Source organism: Acidimicrobiales bacterium (assembly GCA_041394265.1).
Taxonomy (GTDB): Bacteria; Actinomycetota; Acidimicrobiia; order Acidimicrobiales; family SZUA-35; genus JBBQUN01.
On the sequence record JAWKIO010000005.1, the window covers coordinates 1,073,028 to 1,089,947 of the forward strand.

Annotated in this window: 15 protein-coding genes; 9 read left to right on the top strand and 6 right to left on the bottom strand. The window is 65.5% G+C overall.

What is annotated here, in order from left to right; translation table 11 throughout:
• Positions 1-182: 182 nt before the first annotated feature.
• A complete protein-coding gene (locus tag R2733_05150) occupies positions 183-986 on the top strand; it encodes a DeoR/GlpR family DNA-binding transcription regulator (GenBank protein ID MEZ5375880.1) in 804 nt (267 codons plus the stop codon).
• Positions 987-1,014: 28 nt separating this feature from the next.
• Here R2733_05150 and R2733_05155 read toward each other — a convergent pair whose 3' ends face one another.
• Positions 1,015-2,586 carry a pilus assembly protein TadG-related protein gene (locus R2733_05155; GenBank protein ID MEZ5375881.1) on the bottom strand — a complete coding sequence of 524 codons (1,572 nt, stop codon included), beginning with the start codon at positions 2,584-2,586 and terminating at the stop codon, positions 1,015-1,017.
• Positions 2,587-2,749: 163 nt separating this feature from the next.
• Here R2733_05155 and R2733_05160 point away from each other — a divergent pair, with 163 nt between their 5' ends.
• Positions 2,750-3,598, top strand: a complete 849-nt coding sequence (locus R2733_05160; protein MEZ5375882.1) for a glycosyltransferase — start codon at positions 2,750-2,752, stop codon at positions 3,596-3,598.
• Positions 3,599-3,634: 36 nt separating this feature from the next.
• On the opposite strand, the gene R2733_05165 is transcribed toward R2733_05160, so the two are convergent.
• The 3 genes from R2733_05165 to R2733_05175 all read right to left on the bottom strand — a co-directional run bounded on the left by R2733_05165 (position 3,635) and on the right by R2733_05175 (position 6,871).
• Positions 3,635-4,864: a glycosyltransferase family 4 protein gene (locus tag R2733_05165; protein MEZ5375883.1), complete on the bottom strand. Its 1,230-nt coding sequence runs from the start codon at positions 4,862-4,864 to the stop codon at positions 3,635-3,637.
• 78 nt (positions 4,865-4,942) lie between these two features.
• Complete coding sequence (locus tag R2733_05170; GenBank protein ID MEZ5375884.1) at positions 4,943-5,596, bottom strand: PIG-L deacetylase family protein; 654 nt, start codon at positions 5,594-5,596, stop codon at positions 4,943-4,945.
• A 42-nt stretch (positions 5,597-5,638) separates the two neighbouring features.
• On the bottom strand, positions 5,639-6,871 hold the full coding sequence (locus R2733_05175; protein MEZ5375885.1) for a class I SAM-dependent methyltransferase: 1,233 nt from the start codon (positions 6,869-6,871) through the stop codon (positions 5,639-5,641).
• Positions 6,872-7,077: 206 nt separating this feature from the next.
• Here R2733_05175 and R2733_05180 point away from each other — a divergent pair, with 206 nt between their 5' ends.
• Complete coding sequence (locus R2733_05180; GenBank protein MEZ5375886.1) at positions 7,078-7,872, top strand: sugar phosphate nucleotidyltransferase; 795 nt, start codon at positions 7,078-7,080, stop codon at positions 7,870-7,872.
• The gene (locus tag R2733_05185) at positions 7,869-9,209 is read left to right on the top strand and encodes a DUF4910 domain-containing protein (protein ID MEZ5375887.1); all 1,341 of its coding nucleotides are present in this window, start codon (positions 7,869-7,871) and stop codon (positions 9,207-9,209) included. The genes R2733_05180 and R2733_05185 overlap by 4 nt, the downstream gene beginning before the upstream one ends.
• A gap of 20 nt (positions 9,210-9,229) precedes the next feature.
• On the opposite strand, the gene R2733_05190 is transcribed toward R2733_05185, so the two are convergent.
• Positions 9,230-9,922, bottom strand: coding sequence for an SDR family NAD(P)-dependent oxidoreductase (locus R2733_05190; GenBank protein ID MEZ5375888.1), 693 nt, complete (start codon positions 9,920-9,922; stop codon positions 9,230-9,232).
• A 152-nt stretch (positions 9,923-10,074) separates the two neighbouring features.
• Here R2733_05190 and R2733_05195 point away from each other — a divergent pair, with 152 nt between their 5' ends.
• On the top strand, positions 10,075-11,325 hold the full coding sequence (locus R2733_05195) for a fatty acid desaturase (protein MEZ5375889.1): 1,251 nt from the start codon (positions 10,075-10,077) through the stop codon (positions 11,323-11,325).
• 18 nt (positions 11,326-11,343) lie between these two features.
• On the opposite strand, the gene R2733_05200 is transcribed toward R2733_05195, so the two are convergent.
• On the bottom strand, positions 11,344-11,907 hold the full coding sequence (locus tag R2733_05200) for a TetR family transcriptional regulator (protein ID MEZ5375890.1): 564 nt from the start codon (positions 11,905-11,907) through the stop codon (positions 11,344-11,346).
• 131 nt (positions 11,908-12,038) lie between these two features.
• On the opposite strand from R2733_05200, the gene R2733_05205 reads away from it, so the two are divergent.
• The 4 genes from R2733_05205 to R2733_05220 are packed head-to-tail and all read left to right on the top strand — an operon-like array spanning position 12,039 to position 16,918.
• A complete protein-coding gene (locus tag R2733_05205) occupies positions 12,039-12,923 on the top strand; it encodes a hypothetical protein (protein ID MEZ5375891.1) in 885 nt (294 codons plus the stop codon).
• A 4-nt stretch (positions 12,924-12,927) separates the two neighbouring features.
• The gene (locus R2733_05210; GenBank protein ID MEZ5375892.1) at positions 12,928-14,196 is read left to right on the top strand and encodes a class I SAM-dependent methyltransferase; all 1,269 of its coding nucleotides are present in this window, start codon (positions 12,928-12,930) and stop codon (positions 14,194-14,196) included.
• A gap of 5 nt (positions 14,197-14,201) precedes the next feature.
• The gene (locus R2733_05215) at positions 14,202-15,224 is read left to right on the top strand and encodes an amidohydrolase family protein (GenBank protein ID MEZ5375893.1); all 1,023 of its coding nucleotides are present in this window, start codon (positions 14,202-14,204) and stop codon (positions 15,222-15,224) included.
• Between the two features lie 53 nt (positions 15,225-15,277).
• Positions 15,278-16,918, top strand: a complete 1,641-nt coding sequence (locus R2733_05220) for an amidohydrolase (GenBank protein ID MEZ5375894.1) — start codon at positions 15,278-15,280, stop codon at positions 16,916-16,918.
• Positions 16,919-16,920: the final 2 nt, after the last annotated feature.

A 16,920-nucleotide genomic window follows, 5' to 3' on the forward strand; every position in this document is an offset into this window, starting at 1 on the left:
GTGACCTACGACGGCAACTGCAAGCACAGCGGAGCAAATCGCCCAAAATCAAACGTGAATCACCAGAACCGTTCGCGATCCTGGGTCGGAATCGGCCAAGTGTCAAGAAAGATTGGACTTTTGTCACATCTTCGACCGGGCAGCTGTTGACTTCTGGTGGTTTTGCTGGGCAAGGTGGACCGGTGCTGGCTCCACGGCGACACGAGATCATCCTCGAGACCATCCGACGCGAGGGATCGGTTCGCGTCCGCGATCTGGTCGAGCAACTCGGCATCTCCGACATGACCGTGCGACGCGATCTCGATCTCCTCGACGAGAGCGGCCTCCTCGTCAAGGTGCACGGCGGCGCCACCCGGGTCTCCATGCTGGCAACCGAGGAGCCCGGCTTCGATGCCAAGCGAACTCGTCAGGCCGACCAGAAGACTGCCATTGCCCGGGCGGCGGCCGAGCTCGTGCAACCTGGCTTCGCGGTGGGCCTGACGGCGGGAACCACCACCTGGCAGTTGGCCAACAGCCTCTTGTCTGTCGCCAACCTCACGGTCATCACCAATTCGCCGTCGGTCGCGCAGGTGTTCTATCGATCCGGCGACCATTCCGTCACGGCCATCCTGACCGGCGGGATGCGCACCCCGAGCGACGCGCTCGTCGGCCCCATCGCGACGGCGGCGCTCTCCCAACTCCATCTCGACGTGGTGTTCATGGGCGTCCACGGCATGGATCCCGTCCACGGGTACTCGACCCCCAACCTCGCCGAGGCCGAGACCAACCGGGCCTTCGTCGCCTCGGCGCGTCGCCTCGTCGTCGTTGCCGACCACACCAAGTGGATGACCCCGGGCCTGGCCACGATCACCGCGCTGGCTGACGCCGACGTCGTCGTCACCGGCAACCAGCTCGACGCCGACGCCCGACAGCACTTCGATGCCGCCGAGACCGAATTGCTCCTCGTCGATGCCCGGCCCGCGACCCTCGAGGCCGAACAGGGATAGCGACCTGAGCTTGGGGCTCGGATTCTGACTACTCGGTCAACCGGATCGGATCGCCGATGATCGACACGCCCCAGGTCGTGGTCTCGGTCGAGTTCGAGTTGTTGTCCTCGTACTCCACCTGCCACCAGCAGTTCTCGGGCTCGCCGGCAGGCTGCTCGCAGGTGTAGCCGGTGAGATCGAGCACGATCCGAAGCGTGCGGTCCTGGAACGAGTAGCCGTCCTGCTTGATGCACGAGACCGTCGTCGCCCCCTGGGTGCAGGTCTGCGAGATCGGTGAGGTCGGGCTCCCGAAGTCGGGGTTCGACACGCAGCGATACGCGTACTCGGAACAATCGATCGAATACCAGGTGAAGGGCACGTAGTCGCCGTGCGGGTCGACGATTCGCACACTGTCGATGCCGTCGGCCGGATCGAACAGTTCGATGTGCATGGTCTTGCCCTCGTGGATCTCGCCGATCTCGGCCAGGTAGAGGCGAGCCAGGCCAATGGCCCCGCTCGGGAACATCTTGGCGTCGGTATAGGCGGTCAGGTACTTCTTGGCGAAGATGTTCGGACAGGTGGCCGACGCCGTCGGGCCGAGGCGAGTACAGATCCAGTCGCCGGTCGTCCCCGACGGCACGATGCGAAGCGAGTAGAGGCTGCGATGCGCAGCGTCGTAGTCGGTGTTCTTGGCTTGGAGCACGTACCGCCCCTTCCGGAAGATCGGGGCGACGTCCACCCAGGGGGCCGGCTCACTGGTGCGACTCCAGTCCGACCCATCCGATGCGCAGATGGCCGTACTCGGCCGGTCGATCTGTACGTCGGCGAGCGGTGGCTGCAGCACGTTGTCGTTGTCGTCGATCACGGTGTCGTCGGCGTCGAAGAAGCGAAAGCGCATCCCGGCATTCGCTTGTTGTCCGCCGTTCTCGAAACAGGTGGTGCGTGCCTGCAACGTGTAGAAGCCGTCGGCCGGGACATCGACGATGAACGTGTGCCCCTCGTCGCGATGGTTGGGGTTCGTGTTGACCGGGCAGCCACCGCCGGCGCCGATGAAGTCGCCGGTTGCCCGCCCTTCGCACTCGGTCATCGCCCGGAGCCAATAGTTGGCCGGCGTCCCATTGGTGAGATCGGTGCCGACGCCGAGCGCCGACGTCGGATTGCCCATCGGCACCGGCAGCACGTACTGGGCGGTGGCGAACCGGTGGATGGCCACCTCGTCGTCGACCACGACGCCGCCGAAGTACGTCTCACCGTCGATGTAGATGTCGACCCGCACCTGCTCGTTGCCGACCTTTGAGATCACCACTTGGGGAAAGGCGCTCGGCGTACACGGCAGGGTGTCGCACCCCGGTTGATCGATGAACCCATTCGAGGCAGCGACGTCGAGCGCTGCGGTTGCAGCCTTGGTCTCATTCGGCATGTGGACGACTGCAGCGAGGGCGGCGGCGTCGGCCGCTCGCTGGGCCTGGGTCGCCTGGGCGTACCACCCGCCCACATCCACGGCGAGGGCGGCGAAGATCATGAGCGGGATCAACAGCAGTGCCGTCGTGGCCAAGACGTAGCCGGCTTGGGCTTCGTCACCGGTCAGGGTTGCTTCGTTTTTTGTACGTAGCGACCCCATCGGATGGGAGTATCGGCCAACGGACCCAGAATCTTGAGCGCCCACCGGCCGATCGGCTCGCTCCCGCTGGGTGGCTCTACTCGGTTACGGAGAGCACATCGACACCTACAGTGGCGGTAGGACGACAGCCCACCTCCGACCCCCGAACGCAGACGACGATCCAATGAACGACAGCTCCCGCAAGCACGACGTGGTGCGCTTCGCCGTGATGACCCCGACCTACAACGCGGCGGAGTATCTCCAGGAATGCATCGACTCGGTGCAGGCGCAGAAGGGCCCCGGCATCGAGGTGGCCCACCTGATCCTCGACAACGGCAGCACCGACGGCACGCTCGACATCTGTGCCCGCAACGACGTGGTGATGGTGCCTCGTGAACCGGGCAGCACCCTCGCCTCGGCAATGACCCTGGGCTATGACGCGTGCGTTGAGCACGGCTGCGATCTGATCGCGTATCTCGGTGGCGACGACATGATGCTTCCCGGCGCCTTCGAGGCCGTGGCCGATGTCTATCGGCGCGAGCGCAAACCGATGATCTTCAGCACGATCCGGTGGGTCAACGCCGATCTCTCCGAAGTGCAGGGCGAGCTTGGCCCGCCCCCGTCATGGCTGAACGCCAAGATCCACGCCTCGTTCGGCTGGAACTATCTCGCCGCCATGAGCAGCTTCATCACGTCGGACGGCTACGTCGAGGTCGGCCCGTACCGAGACGACATGCTCAAGACCCCCGACTATGAGTTCTGGACGCGGGCCTTGGCCAAGGGCCTTGAGTTCAGCCGGCTCGACTACCCCACGGCGATCTTCCGTCGTCACGGCGGCAACGACTCGATGAACTTCAACGAGGTGTACCACCAGAACCTCGACTACGTGGTCGATCAGTACGGGCCAAAGACCACGGCCGAACGAGTGGCGCTCGGGTACGCATTCAAGGCGTGGGTGTACGCGAAGCATCCCCGGTGGACCCGGCATCAGTTCAAGACCAAGCTCGCGAGCGGCAGCCTTCGCGGCGGCTGAGCCGAAACACCGCCTTCGCGGCGGCTGAGCAGCCGGTCAGCGGGCGAGTTCGGCGATCTGGCGTTCCGCCTCGTTGGCCGGTTCGAGCAGGCCGAGCGTGATCAGGGCTTCGACGAAGCCGTCGGCGAAGCTCGACACCATCTCGTCCATGGAGAACTCCCGGGCCCGGCTCTTGGCCTGGAGCTGGAGGAGCTCCAACCAGTCGGGCTCATCGAACAACCCGGCGACCGTCTCGGCGTACTCCCGCGGCGTCGCCTCCTTGTCGAGCACGACCGAGTCGAAGTCGGGTCGCAGGTAGGCGTACTCGGGTCCGTGACCGTGGTCGGCCACCGTGACGATCGGACGACCGAGCGCCATCGAGTCGACCGCCACCAGCCCAATGGCGCCGGGATTGAGGATGACGTCGGCGAGGAGTGCGTGACGTACGAGGTCGTGGTCGAAGCGAGCGCCGACATCGTGGATCCAGTCGTGTTCGGCGGCCGCGGCGTCGATGGCGGCACGGGCATTGCCATCGCCGATGATCAGGAGTTCGAAGTCGGGCTGGAGCTTTCGCAGTTCGAGCGCAGCGTCGATCAGGAAGTCGGGCCGCTTGTCCTCGTAGATTCGCCCGACGTAGGCGCCGACCGGCCCTGAACCGAGTCCGAGCTCGGCTCGGAGCTCGTCGAGGTCTGTTTGTGAGGTTTCCTCGATCTGCAGTAGCCGGGCGTCGTTGTCGAGGGCGTTCTTGAAGACGGTGATGCGGTCTCGAGGGAAGCCGAGTTCGGCGACGATGTCGGCCGAGTTGTCGGTGTAGGCGAAGAACCAGTCCGCTCGGCGTGTGAGGAAGGCCTTCGATCGCTCGACGAAGCTCGAGTGGTCGTCGGTCTGATGGTTCCGGCCGTGGCCGTTGAGCACGACACGGGGACCGCCGAGGAGGCGGCGGGCGAGGAAGAGGTAGGTGGCCACTGCCTTGGCCTGCTGCTCGAGCATGATGACATCGCTGCCGACCACCGCTCGCTGGGCGCCGTGCCACAGGACCACTCGGCCCGCCACGTTGAGGGTGCGCGTCTTGACCTTCGTCGCCCAAGGGAGTTCGACCGTTCCGCCGATCGGTTGCTCATCGCCCCACGGTTCGCCGTAGAAGAGCCGGTAGTCGATCCCACGCGTTGCGAGTTCGTCTCGAACGGCGGTGTGGAAGTGACCGCGGTAGTGCGCGACGTATCGGACCAGGTGGCCGACGACGGCGCGAGTGGGGGGATTGGTGGCTGGATCGCCAAAGGTCGCCATTGCTCTCCATTCGTGTCGGCGTCGACCGACCCTTGGAGCATCGACCCGGCACCGGGGGCACTTGAGGGTGCCCGAGCGTCAGAGCAGGATTTTCCTCGCGTGGAAGCCCTCGGCGAAGTGGCTCGGCGAGTTGGACTCGACCCCGCGTACGGCCATCATCCCACGGAAGGTGTCGGCGCTGAACCAGGCCTTGTCCTGCTGGGTGCCGAAGTGGTGATGGAGCTTGGCGATCTTCGCCTCGACCAGGTCGGTGTCGAGTGGGACGAAGACGTTGGGCTGGCCGAGGTCTCCCTCGTACTTGGCGATCTCGTACTCGAGCACCAGGTGATTGCGGAAGTGGTTCCAGGTGAGACCGGCCAGCGTGTGGTGGTCCTGGTGGACGTCGTCGCGACGATGCGAGAACACCACGTCGGGGCTCACCTCTCGGGCGACCTGGGCCATGGCATCTTTGATCTCGGCGCCCTGATAGGGGAAGTAGCTCTCCCGGAAGCCGAGCACCGTGACCTCGAGTTCACCGGCATCGGCACCGAAGTCGGCGGCGCTGGCTCGCGCCTCCTCCGCTCGCTTCTCGTTGGCCGAGAACACGACCCAGCGAACAGATGATCCGGGACGCTCACGCAACAAGCGCATGAGCGTCCCCCCGCAACCGATCTCGATGTCGTCGCTGTGGGCCCCCAGACAGAGGATCGACAGCGGAGTAGATGGATCGGTGCCGAGCTGGAGCGGAAGCATCACCGGTGTGTAGCAGACGCTCGTCGCGGGGACGAGCGTCGCTCAGATGACGGTGGCCGTCGGGATCGGCACGATGAACTGGGCGCCCCATTCGCGCACGTGCTTCATCTGCTCGAGGATCTCGTCCTTGAAGTTCCAGGGAAGGATCAGGATGAGATCCGGCTTCACCTCGTCGATCTTGTCGGGAGTGAAGATCGGGATGTGCGTGCCGGGCAGGAAACGACCGTGCTTGTACGGGTTGCGGTCGACGGTGAAGTCGAGGAAGTCCTCACGGATGCCGCAGTAGTTGAGCAAGGTGTTGCCCTTGCCCGGTGCGCCGTAGCCGCAGACGGTCTTGCCCTCGCGCTTGGCGTTGATCAGGATCTCGAGCAGGGCTCGCTTGGTCTCGCGGGCCTGCTCTTCGAACGTGACGTAGCGCTCGACGTCGAGGAAGCCGGCTTCGATCTCGCGGTTGCGGAGCTCGATGACGGCGTCGCTGACCGGGCGGCTCTCATCAGCGTTCGGCCGGGCGTAGATGCGCAGCGAGCCGCCGTGGGTCCACAGCTCCTCGACGTCGAAGATCGTGAGGCCGTGGGCAGCGAAGATCTTCTCGGTGCTCACGAGCGAGAAGTAGCAGTAGTGCTCGTGGTAGATCGTGTCGAACTGGTTCTGCTCGAGCAGCTGGAGCAGGTGGGGGAACTCGATCGTGACGGTCCCGGTTGGCTTGAGGATCTCGGGGATGCCGGCGATGAAGTCGTTCAGGTCGGGCACCTGGGCCATCACGTTGTTGCCGAGCACGAGGTCGGCCTTGACCCCGTCGGCGGCCAGCGACGCTCCCTTCTCCTTGCCGAAGAACGACACGTCGGTCGGGACACCGATCTCGACGGCCGACTTGGCGACGTTGGCCGCCGGCTCGATGCCGAGGCAGGGAATGCCGGCCTCGACGAAGTTCTTGAGGAGGTAGCCGTCGTTGCTGGCAAGCTCGACGACCATCGAGTCGGCGCCGAGTTCGAGGCGCTTCGAGATCATCTCGACGTAGTCGGCCGCGTGCTGCAGCCAGGTGGTGGCGAACGACGAGAAGTACGCGTACTCCTCGAAGATCTCGCCCGGATCGACGTACTCGTTGAGCTGCACGAGGAAGCACTCATGGCAGACCCAGACGTTCAGCGGGTAGAAGGGCTCCATCGAATCCAGGGCGTCGGCGGGCAGGAAGCTCTCGCAGAGAGGCGACATGCCGAGGTCGACGACGCGGTGTTCGAGCGGGGTGGAACAGAAGCGGCAGGCAAAGGAAGTCATCGTTTTCTGAAGGTAATGGTGGGGCCTGAGCGCAGCAATGGTCCGTTTTCCTCAGCCCGACCGAGGTGATCCGCCCGTACCGTGGGAACGTGTCCGGGGAGCCCCGGTCGACCGAGGCGAATCCGGGCCTGAAGGCTCAGCATCGCCCGCTTCCGACCGATGGATGGGTACCAGTCCGAGCCGATGTGGTGGGAGAAGTTCCGAACATGAAGGTCGTGTTGTTCTGCGGTGGCCAGGGGATGCGTCTCCGCGGTCACTCAGGAGAGGTTCCCAAACCCCTGGTCGAGGTCGGCCCCCGCCCGATCCTGTGGCACCTCATGAAGTACTACGCGCACTTCGGCCACAAGGACTTCATCATCTGCCTTGGCTACGGCGGCCGGCAGATCAAGGAATTCTTCCTCAACTACTCCGAGTCGGAGATGAACGACTTCATCTACGCCGAGGGTGGGCGCTCCATCGAATTGCTCGGGACCGACATCGACGACTGGAAGATCACCTTCGTCGATACCGGCCAGACCTCGAACGTCGGTGAGCGCTTGCGCCGTGTCCGCCCCCACCTCGACGGCGAGGAGATGTTCCTGGCCAACTACGCCGACGGACTGTCCGATCTCGATCTCGACACCTACGTTGCGAACTTCGCCGCCACCGACAACACCGCGTGCTTCACCACCGTGCATGCCCCTTCGTCGTTCCACAACGTCCGCATCGATGGGGACGGCAACGTGGTCGCCATCGAGGAGATCGCCCGTTCCTCTGTCCGCATCAACGCCGGTTTCTTCGTCTTCCGGCAGGGCATCTTCGACGTCCTCAATCGCAACGAGGAGCTCATCCTCAAGCCGTTCGACCGTCTCATCGAACAGCGCAAGCTGATGGCCGTTCCGTACGACGGTTACTGGCAGCCGATGGACACGTTCAAGGACAAGTCCGAACTCGACGCACTCGTCGAGGCCGGCAACCCGCCGTGGCAGGTGTGGAACGCCGGCTGTACCGACTGCCCGTGACCGACCAGCTCGAGCTCCACCGGTACAATCAGGCCATCGGCCCCCTTCCGCTCGCTCCCTCCACCGGCTCCGAGATGCATGCCGCCATCGAGCGGCTGTATCCCATCTGCCGGAGCATCACCGGTGATGGGGTGCGCGAGACGCTCGACCTCCTCTCCGAGATCATCCCGATCACGCAGCACGAGGTGCCCAGCGGCACCGAGGTCTTCGATTGGACCGTTCCGCCGGAGTGGAACATCCGTGACGCGTACGTGAAGGACTCGAGCGGACGCCGGGTCATCGACTTCCAGCAACACAATCTGCACGTGGTCAACTACTCCGAGCCGGTGCACGCCACCATGACACTCGACGAGCTGCGGCCTCGGTTGCACACGCTCCCCGACTTCCCCGACCGCATTCCCCACCGCACGTCATACTTCAACCGGACCTGGGGTTTCTGCCTCCGCCACGACGACTATGTCGCGCTCGAGGACGGCGAGTACGAGGTGGTCATCGACTCGTCGCTCGATGACACCGGCCACCTCACCTACGGCGAGCTCGTGATTCCCGGTTCGTCGACCGACGAGATCCTGTTCTCGACCCACGTCTGCCACCCCTCGTTGTGCAACGACAACCTGTCCGGCATCGCACTGGCCACGTTCCTCGCCCGGAGCATCCTCGATCGTCCCGAGCGGCGCCTCACCTACCGCTTCCTGTTCATCCCGGGAACGATCGGCTCGATCACCTGGCTCGCAACCCAACCACAGAGCCGTACCAACATCCTCGGCGGTCTGGTGCTCAGCACGTCGGGCGATCCCGGCCAACTGCACTACAAACGAACGCGAAACGGCCGCCACCTCATCGACGCTGCGGTCGAGCACGTGCTCGAGGCCTCCGGCGATCCCTACGACGTCCGCGACTTCGAACCCTACGGCTACGACGAGCGCCAGTATTCATCGCCCGGCATCGGCCTCGAGATGGGCAGTCTGACGCGCACCCCGTACGGCCAGTTCGACGAGTACCACACCTCGGCCGACGATCTCGACTTCGTGCGGCCCGATGCGTTGGCCGACACCCTGGCCAAGCACATTGCGGTGGTCGACGTCCTCGAAGCCAATCAGCGCTACCGCAACCTCAGCCCGAACTGCGAGCCTCAGCTCGGTCCACGCGGGCTCTACGCCGCGCTCGGGGGTCGCAAGGGTGACAACTCGGCCGAGGTCGCCGTGCTGTGGGTGCTCAATTTCTCCGACGGCACGCACTCGCTGTTCGACATCGCTCGGCGGTCAGGCCTGTCGTTCGAGGCCGTGCGCCTTGCTGCGGATGCCCTGCTCGAGGTCGACCTCCTCGAAGAGCTGTAGTCAACGAGGTTCGAGTCAGCTCACCACGGGTGGGTGCGGTTGTCCCAGGTGATGAAGCGGCCCGAGTCGGCCATCGTGAGCTGCGACAGGGTGTCGACGATCGCCGAAGCCGATTCGTCCATCGTCAGTTGCGCCGCAGCGCCACCCATGTCGGTCTGGACCCAGCCGGGGTGCAGCATGACCACCACGATGCCGTCGTTCTTCAGCGCTGCGGCGGTCTTCACGCTCAGCATGTTGAGCGCAGCCTTCGAGATGCAGTAGGGCGTGTCGGAGCCGCCTGACTTCGCGACTTCCATCGAACCCAGCTGCGAGGTGATGTTCAGCACCACCGCGTCGTCGCCTGCCTGGAGCCGGGGCAGGAGTTCCCGGGTCAAGACCATCGGCGCGTTCACGTTGACGGCCATCACGGCATTCAGCGTTGCGCTGTCGACACCGAACGGACCCCGGTTGTCGACATCGGCATCGGTGGATCGGCTATCGATACCGGCGCAGTTGATGAGGACGTCGATCGCATCGAGACCGACCGCTGCGGCGCCGGCGATGATCGAGGCTTCGTCGGCCAACTCGATGGCGACGCATCCTGCGAGTTCGAGGTCGCACGACCCCGACCGGGTCGACCCCCACACCTCATGTCCTTGGCCGAGCAGTTGCGATGCGAGCTCGTGGCCGAGGCCCCGGCCGACTCCGGTGATGAAGATGCGTCGTGTGGTCACCTCGACAGTGTGGCAGTGACGCGCATCTTCAGCGACACGGCACTTCAGCGTCCTGCCGAGCCAACGCGTCGGCATGGGCCGGAGGTCCCTTTCACTGTGGTGGTCGTCACAGCGTACGCGCCATCTGGTCGCACATCGTCTACAACTGAATGATGACGCACACCGAGTCCGTTCCGCCTCTCGCCGACCGCTCGTTCGACGAGACCGAACTCGACGAGGCTGCGCTCGACGAGGAGATGCTGCACGACGCTGCATTCGAGGATGCCGAGCTGTCGTCCTCGGAGCTGTGCGACCCGGCCCTCGACGACTTCATCGCCGAGCTTCGGGCGATCGGCACCGACCTGCGGCGGGCCGCCGGGGCGGGCGACATCGACCACCTGCAGAAGATCGAGCGCAAGGGCCGGATCGCCTCGGCGCTCGGCTATGCGACGGCGTGGCTCGCCCCCAACCCGGTGTCGGCGGCCGCGATCGCTGCCGGCACCACGACCCAGTGGCTGATGATGCACCACATCAGCCACAAGGGCTACGACCGCGTCCCTGGCATCCCGGCCAAGTACACGAGCAAGGTCTTCGCTCGCGGTCGCCGCCGCTGGCTCGACTGGGCGGACTGGATCACCCCGTCGGCCTGGCACCTCGAGCACGACCACGCCCACCACTATCACCTTGGCGAAGACGGCGATCCCGATCTGCTGGAGCGCAACACCCAGCCACTCATCAACGCCCGGCTGCCCCGGTGGTCGAAGCGGGCCGTCCTCGGCGGTTTCGCCGGCATCTGGAAGTGGGCCTACTACGCCCCGTCCACCATCGGTGTTGAACGCCAGAAGCGTCAGCGGCTCCCGGTTGCCGACGCGCCCACGAGCCTCGAGATGCTGAACCCTGGCACCGAGCGGGGACGAGAAACCTGGCGCCGTTCGCTCCTGCCGAACCTCGCGATCCGCTTTGCCCTGGTCCCTGTCTGCTTCCTCCCGCTCGGCCCCAAAGCCGTGCGAAACGTCGCGCTCAACGTGCTGATCGCCGACATCATCTCGAATATCCACGGCTTCATCGTGATCACCCCGAGTCACACGGCCAGTGATCTCTACCGGTTCGAAGAACCGGCCGACGCACCCGGCGAGTTCGCGCTCCGGCAGATCATCGGCAGCGCCAACTACACCACGGGCGGCGATATCAACGACCACCTGCACATGTGGCTGAACTATCAGATCGAACACCACCTGTGGCCCGATCTCACGATGCTGCAGTACCAGTCGGCACAGCCTCGCCTCGCCGAACTGTGCGAGAAGTACGCCGTGCCCTACCTGCAGGAGTCGGTCTGGACCCGAGTGGCCAAGACCTTCCGCATCCTCGACGGCAGCGAGCAGATGCTCACCGCCAAGCAGGCCCGCCACGTGCTGGCCATGTAGTCAACCGTCGCCGCCCGCTCAGTTGCGGCGAGGATGACCGCTGAGGATCACCGAGACGATCTGATCGATGTGGTCGGCCACATGCTCGGGTTCGAGCACCTCGATCGGCCGCCAGATCCCGCCCACCGCGGTCACGGCGGCGACGGTCGCCGCCATATCGGGGTCGGGGCCGGTGATCGCCCGCCGGATCTTGCCGAGGATCTCCTGGAGCCGTCCCCCGAACTCGGGGCGCGAGAGCAGGTAGCCGTCCTGGCGGATCAGCAGGGCGGCGTCTCGATGCTCCAGCACTACGTTGACGAAGTCGGTGACCATCGGAATCACGCCGTCGGGCCAGTCGGGATCATCGGGGTAGGTGGCCATGGCCGCTTCGAGGTCGTCGAACAGGTCGTCGGTGAGCGCGAGCAGCAGGTCGTCGGTCGTCGGGAAGTGGTAGCGGATCGCCGTGGCCGTCATGTCGACGGCTCTGCCCACGTCGGTGGGGCTCACGCTCATCACGCCCTCGGCGCGGAAGAGGCTGAGCGCAGCAGCGAGGACTTCATCGCGTCGGCTCTTGCGCCCTGCTCGTCGTCTCGTCGACACCATCGGTTCGAGGGTAGTGGTGGCGCTACGCATGCCTTGAACTTTTACCTGTGAAAGTTGCACTGTCAAAACTTGACTCTACAGAAGTTTCTTTCTACGTTGACGCCATCCATCAATCGCCGCGGGAGGCGAACATGTCCAACCCCATCCCTCTCTACGTGAATCGCACGCTCGACGATGACGCCCGGCGGGCGTCGGCGTACGACGGGGCGATCTTCTTGTTCTCCGCTCCGGCGACGTCGACGGCCCTGGTCACCTGGATCCGTGGACTCGCCACCGATGCGTTCGAGGTGCTCGACCTGAGCCAGATCCACCAGGTCTACGACGTCGAGGAGTTCGTCCGCCGCACCAGCCCACTCAAGTCACGGTTCGTGAACGACCCGATGACCAAGGAACTGTGTCGAGATCTGATCATCGGCATGGGGTGTGATCCCGAACGCACCTATTTCGACCTGCCTCGCCTCCGTGTGGTTCCGCCAACCACGTTCCTGTCGAGCGGGGTCAGCTACAACTACCGGCCTCACCGTGACACCTGGTATGCCCACCCCCGCCAGCTCATCAACTACTGGGTGCCGGTCTTCGACTCGCTCGAGGACACCGTCATGTCGATGTACCTCGACTATTTCCACACGCCGGTCCTGAACCGGTCGAACGAGTGGGACTACGACGAGTGGGTGGCGAACTCCCGGTTCGCTGCTGCCGCGAACATCGGCGTCGAGGCTCGGCCTCATCCGGTGCCGCTCGAGGACGTGTCGGCATCGACCGACCTCCGCATCATCCAGAACGCCGGCGACATCTTGATGTTCTCGACCTGTCAGCTCCATGCGTCCGCACCGAACACCTCGGGCACCACCCGCTTCAGCTACGACCTGCGAACGCTGAACCTCGACGATCTCGTCGAAGGTCGCGGTCCGGTCAACTTCGACGGCAAGTCGACCGGCACGACGCTTCGGGACTTCCTGCGGGTGAGCGACTTCGCTCCGCTCGATCGGACCAGCGACCTCCAGCCCCACGGCTGAGCCGATGCTCACCGCCTCCGCAACGCCCGGCGCCACCCTGGCTTCGACCTGCCCGTCGTGTGGTCACACCGAGGCCACCGACATCCTGACGGTCGCCGATGCGCCGGTGATGGTCGCCACCGTGTTTCGCGACGCTGCGACGGCTCGGCAGACGCCGACAGGAACCATTCACCTGGTCGGCTGTCTGCGGTGCGGCCTGTTGTTCAACCGCGACTTCGACCTCGACAAGGCGCTGGCCGGTGCCCGCTACGAATCGAGCCAGGCATCGTCCGCGCACTTCGGTTCCTACACCGAGACGCTCGCAAAGGAGTGGGTGGAGCGCCACGGACTCCACGGCAAACGAGTCATCGAGGTCGGATGCGGACAGGGCGATTTCATGTTCGCACTCCTCGCCGCCGGCGTCGGCATGGTCCACGGCATCGACCCGCTGGCGCAACCCGCCGACATCCCAGCCGAGTTTGCGGATCGGGTCACGGTGGACGCCACCGACTTCGCGGCACCGCACACGCTCGAGCCCGCCGCTGCGCTGGTGTGTCGTCACACGATCGAGCACGTGCCCGACGTCGCCGGATTCTTGCGCAGCGTCGCCGCATGGTCGCGGCACAACGGCGGTGCGCCGGTGCTGTTCGAGGCGCCGGCAACCGAGCGCATCGTCGATGAGGGTGCGTTCTGGGACATCTACTACGAGCACTGCAACTACTTCACGCTCGACTCCCTGTCGGTTGCGTTCGAGCAGGCCGGGCTCCGGGTGGATCAGCGTGAGGTCGCCTACGGAGCCCAATACCTGCTGCTCGACGCCAGCTGCGCGCCGACCACCGTGGCAGCAGACGCCGCCGGCGAGCCCGACGCGAGCGGATCGATCGCCGACCCCTTTGCGTGGATCGGCGACGCCGTCCGCTTCGGCACACGCGCCGCCGAGGCCGTGACGACCGCCCGGGAGCAGATGATCGACCACGGTGCCGGGCCAGGCGGAGTCGTGATCTGGCAGGGCGCCGCCAAGACCGTGGGGCTGCTCACGTCGCTCGGCCCGGATGTCCCGATCCGTTCGGCCGTCGACATGAACACGCGACGGCACGGTTTCCACCTGCCACCGACCGGCCTCGGCGTGCTGTCACCCGACGCGCTTTCAGCCGATCCGCCCGACCATGTGATCTTGATGAACCCGGTCTACGCCACTGAGGTCCGATCGATGCTCGACGACCTGGGGTGCACCGACACCGTGTTGCACACGATCGACTCGGTTTGCCGCATGGGTGGGCGCCAAGCAGGATGAGCCGCATGGCTCCTGCTGACGCTCCTCCTCCCGGCTCCCCCGAATGGTTCGCCCTGGCAGTGGAAGACGTCGTCGACACCGACCGGGCGATCGTCGACCCTCACCACCATCTCTGGCCGCCCGACGGCTCACTCCCCTACAGCCTCGATGACCTCCACGCCGACACCGGCGACGGCCACCACATCGAGGCGACCGTGTTCATCGAGTGTCGAGCGTCGTACCGCAGCGATGGCCCCGAGCACCTGCGATCGGTCGGCGAGACCGAGTTCGTCGCCGAGAATGCAGCAGAGAGTCGACGCCGCACCGGCCAGTCACCGATCGTCGGCATCGTGGCCAACGCCGATCTTCGCCTGGGGGATCAGCTCGACGAGGTGCTCGACGCCCACGCCGAGGCCGGAGGCGAGTTGTTCAAGGGCATCCGCCACGCGGGCGCCAGCGATCCGGAGCCGGAGAAACTGCGGATCGCCGGCCGAGCTCCAGCCGGTCTGTACGACGATCCCGACTTCCGGGCGGGTGTGGCCCGCCTCGGTGAGCGTGGACTCACCTACGACACCTGGCACTACCACCACCAGAATTCCGACTTCGCCCGGCTCGCCACAGCGGTGCCGACCACCACGATGGTGCTCGACCACTTCGGCACCCCGCTCGGCGTCGGACGATTCGAGGGCAAGCGCGAAGAGATCTTCGCCGCCTGGAAGGACGACATCGCCGCGATCGCCGAACAGCCGAACGTGGTGGCGAAGCTGGGTGGGCTGGCGATGCCCGACAACGGCTTCGGCTGGCACGATCGCGACCGGCCACCGTCATCTGACGAACTGGTCGAGGCGCAGGCCCGCTACTACCAGCACACCATCGAGTGTTTCGGACCCGCCCGGTGCATGTTCGAGAGCAATTTTCCGGTCGACCGCTTCTCGATCTCGTACCGGAACTTCTGGAATGCAGCCAAGAAGATCGCCGCCGAGTACAGCGAGGCCGACCAGGACGCCATGTTCCGGGGCACCGCGAAGCGGATCTACCGCTTGCCCTGACCGATCGCGCCGATGCCATCGCTGTCGTAGCTGACAACTGCTAAGCAACGAGCATGCGATTCGATCTCGTCATCAAGAACGCCAATGTCATCACCGTCGACCCGACGCGACCCCGAGCGACCACCATCGGCATCATCGGCGATCGCATCATGGTCGTCGGTGGCGATGAGGTCGGTCGCACCGAGGCCGAGCGGACGATCGACCTCGACGGGCGAACGGTCGTGCCAGGGTTCAATGACGCCCACAACCACATGCAGGCGTTCGGCAAGACCCTGAACGAGGTCCCGATCCAGCCGACGGTGGTGCGCTCGGTCGAAGAGATCGTCGCCGCCATCGCCGAACGTGTTGCCACCACAGCGCCGGGGGTCTGGGTGGTCGGCGCCGGCTACGACGACAACAAGCTCGCCGAACGGCGCCATCCGACACGCGACGAACTCGACCGCGTGAGTCCCGACAATCCCGTCCTGCTGAATCACACCTCTGGTCACTTCTGCGTCGTCAACAGTGCTGCGATGCGCCTCGCTCGGGTTGGCGAGGTCGCCGTGCCCGAGGGTGGTGTGGTGGCCGTCGACGCCGAGGGGCGACCGAACGGCCTCCTCGAGGAACGGGCGCAGGGCCTGGTCCGCACGATCCTCCACCCGATGGCCGTCGCCGACATCGTCTCGAACCTCGGCGCAGCGTCCGACGTCTACCTGTCACAGGGCATCACCTCCTGCCAGGAGGCCGGTGTCGGCGGGATCCTCGGCACCCAGGAGCCGATGGAGCTCGCGGCGTATCAACGGGCTCGAGCCACGGGAGCGCTCGGCGTGCGAGTCACGCTGATGCCTTCGATCGAGAACCTGCACACCGGGGCCCATCACCCCGACGACGACGAGCCGTTCGCGCTCGACCTCGGACTGCACTCGGGCTTTGGCGATGTGTGGCTCAAGTTCGGGCCGACCAAGATCTTCGCCGACGGCTCGTTGATCGGGCGGACCGCCGCCATGTTCGAGGATTTCGAGGGCGAGCCGGGCAACAGCGGGTACCTCCAGATGCCCGAGGAGACGCTGCACGCACTGATCATCAAGGCCCACATCAGTGGCTGGCAGGTCGCCACGCACGCCATCGGTGACCGAGCGGTCGCCTCGGTGCTCGATGCCTACGCCGAGGCGCAGCGCCAGCGTCCCCGGCCCGATGCCCGACACCGCATCGAGCACTGCGCCATGACCCGGGCTGTCGACGTCGTCCGCATTGCCGAACTCGGCGTGATCCCGGTGCCTCAGGGTCGGTTCATCTCCGAGATCGGCGACGGCATGCTCCGGGCGGTCGGCGCTCGCCACCCCGACTGCTACCGCCAACGGAGCTTCCTCGATGCGGGTGTCGTGCTCCCGGGCAGTTCCGACCGCCCGGTCGTGCACGGCGCTCCCCTGCTGGGTATCCACGATCTGGTCAACCAGAAGACGGCAGCGGGCGCCGACTTCAATCCGCAGGAGGCGCTCACCCCCGAGGACGCATTGCGCGCCTACACCTATGGGTCGGCCTACGCCGCCTTCGATGAGCGCATCAAGGGCACGATTGCGCCGGGCATGCTCGCCGATCTGGCGGTCCTCGACGCCGACCTCACCACCATCGACCCCGACGGCATCGCCGACATCGGCGTCCTCGCCACGATGGTCGGCGGGCAGTTCGCGTTCGACGGGGCCGGTCTCGCTTGACG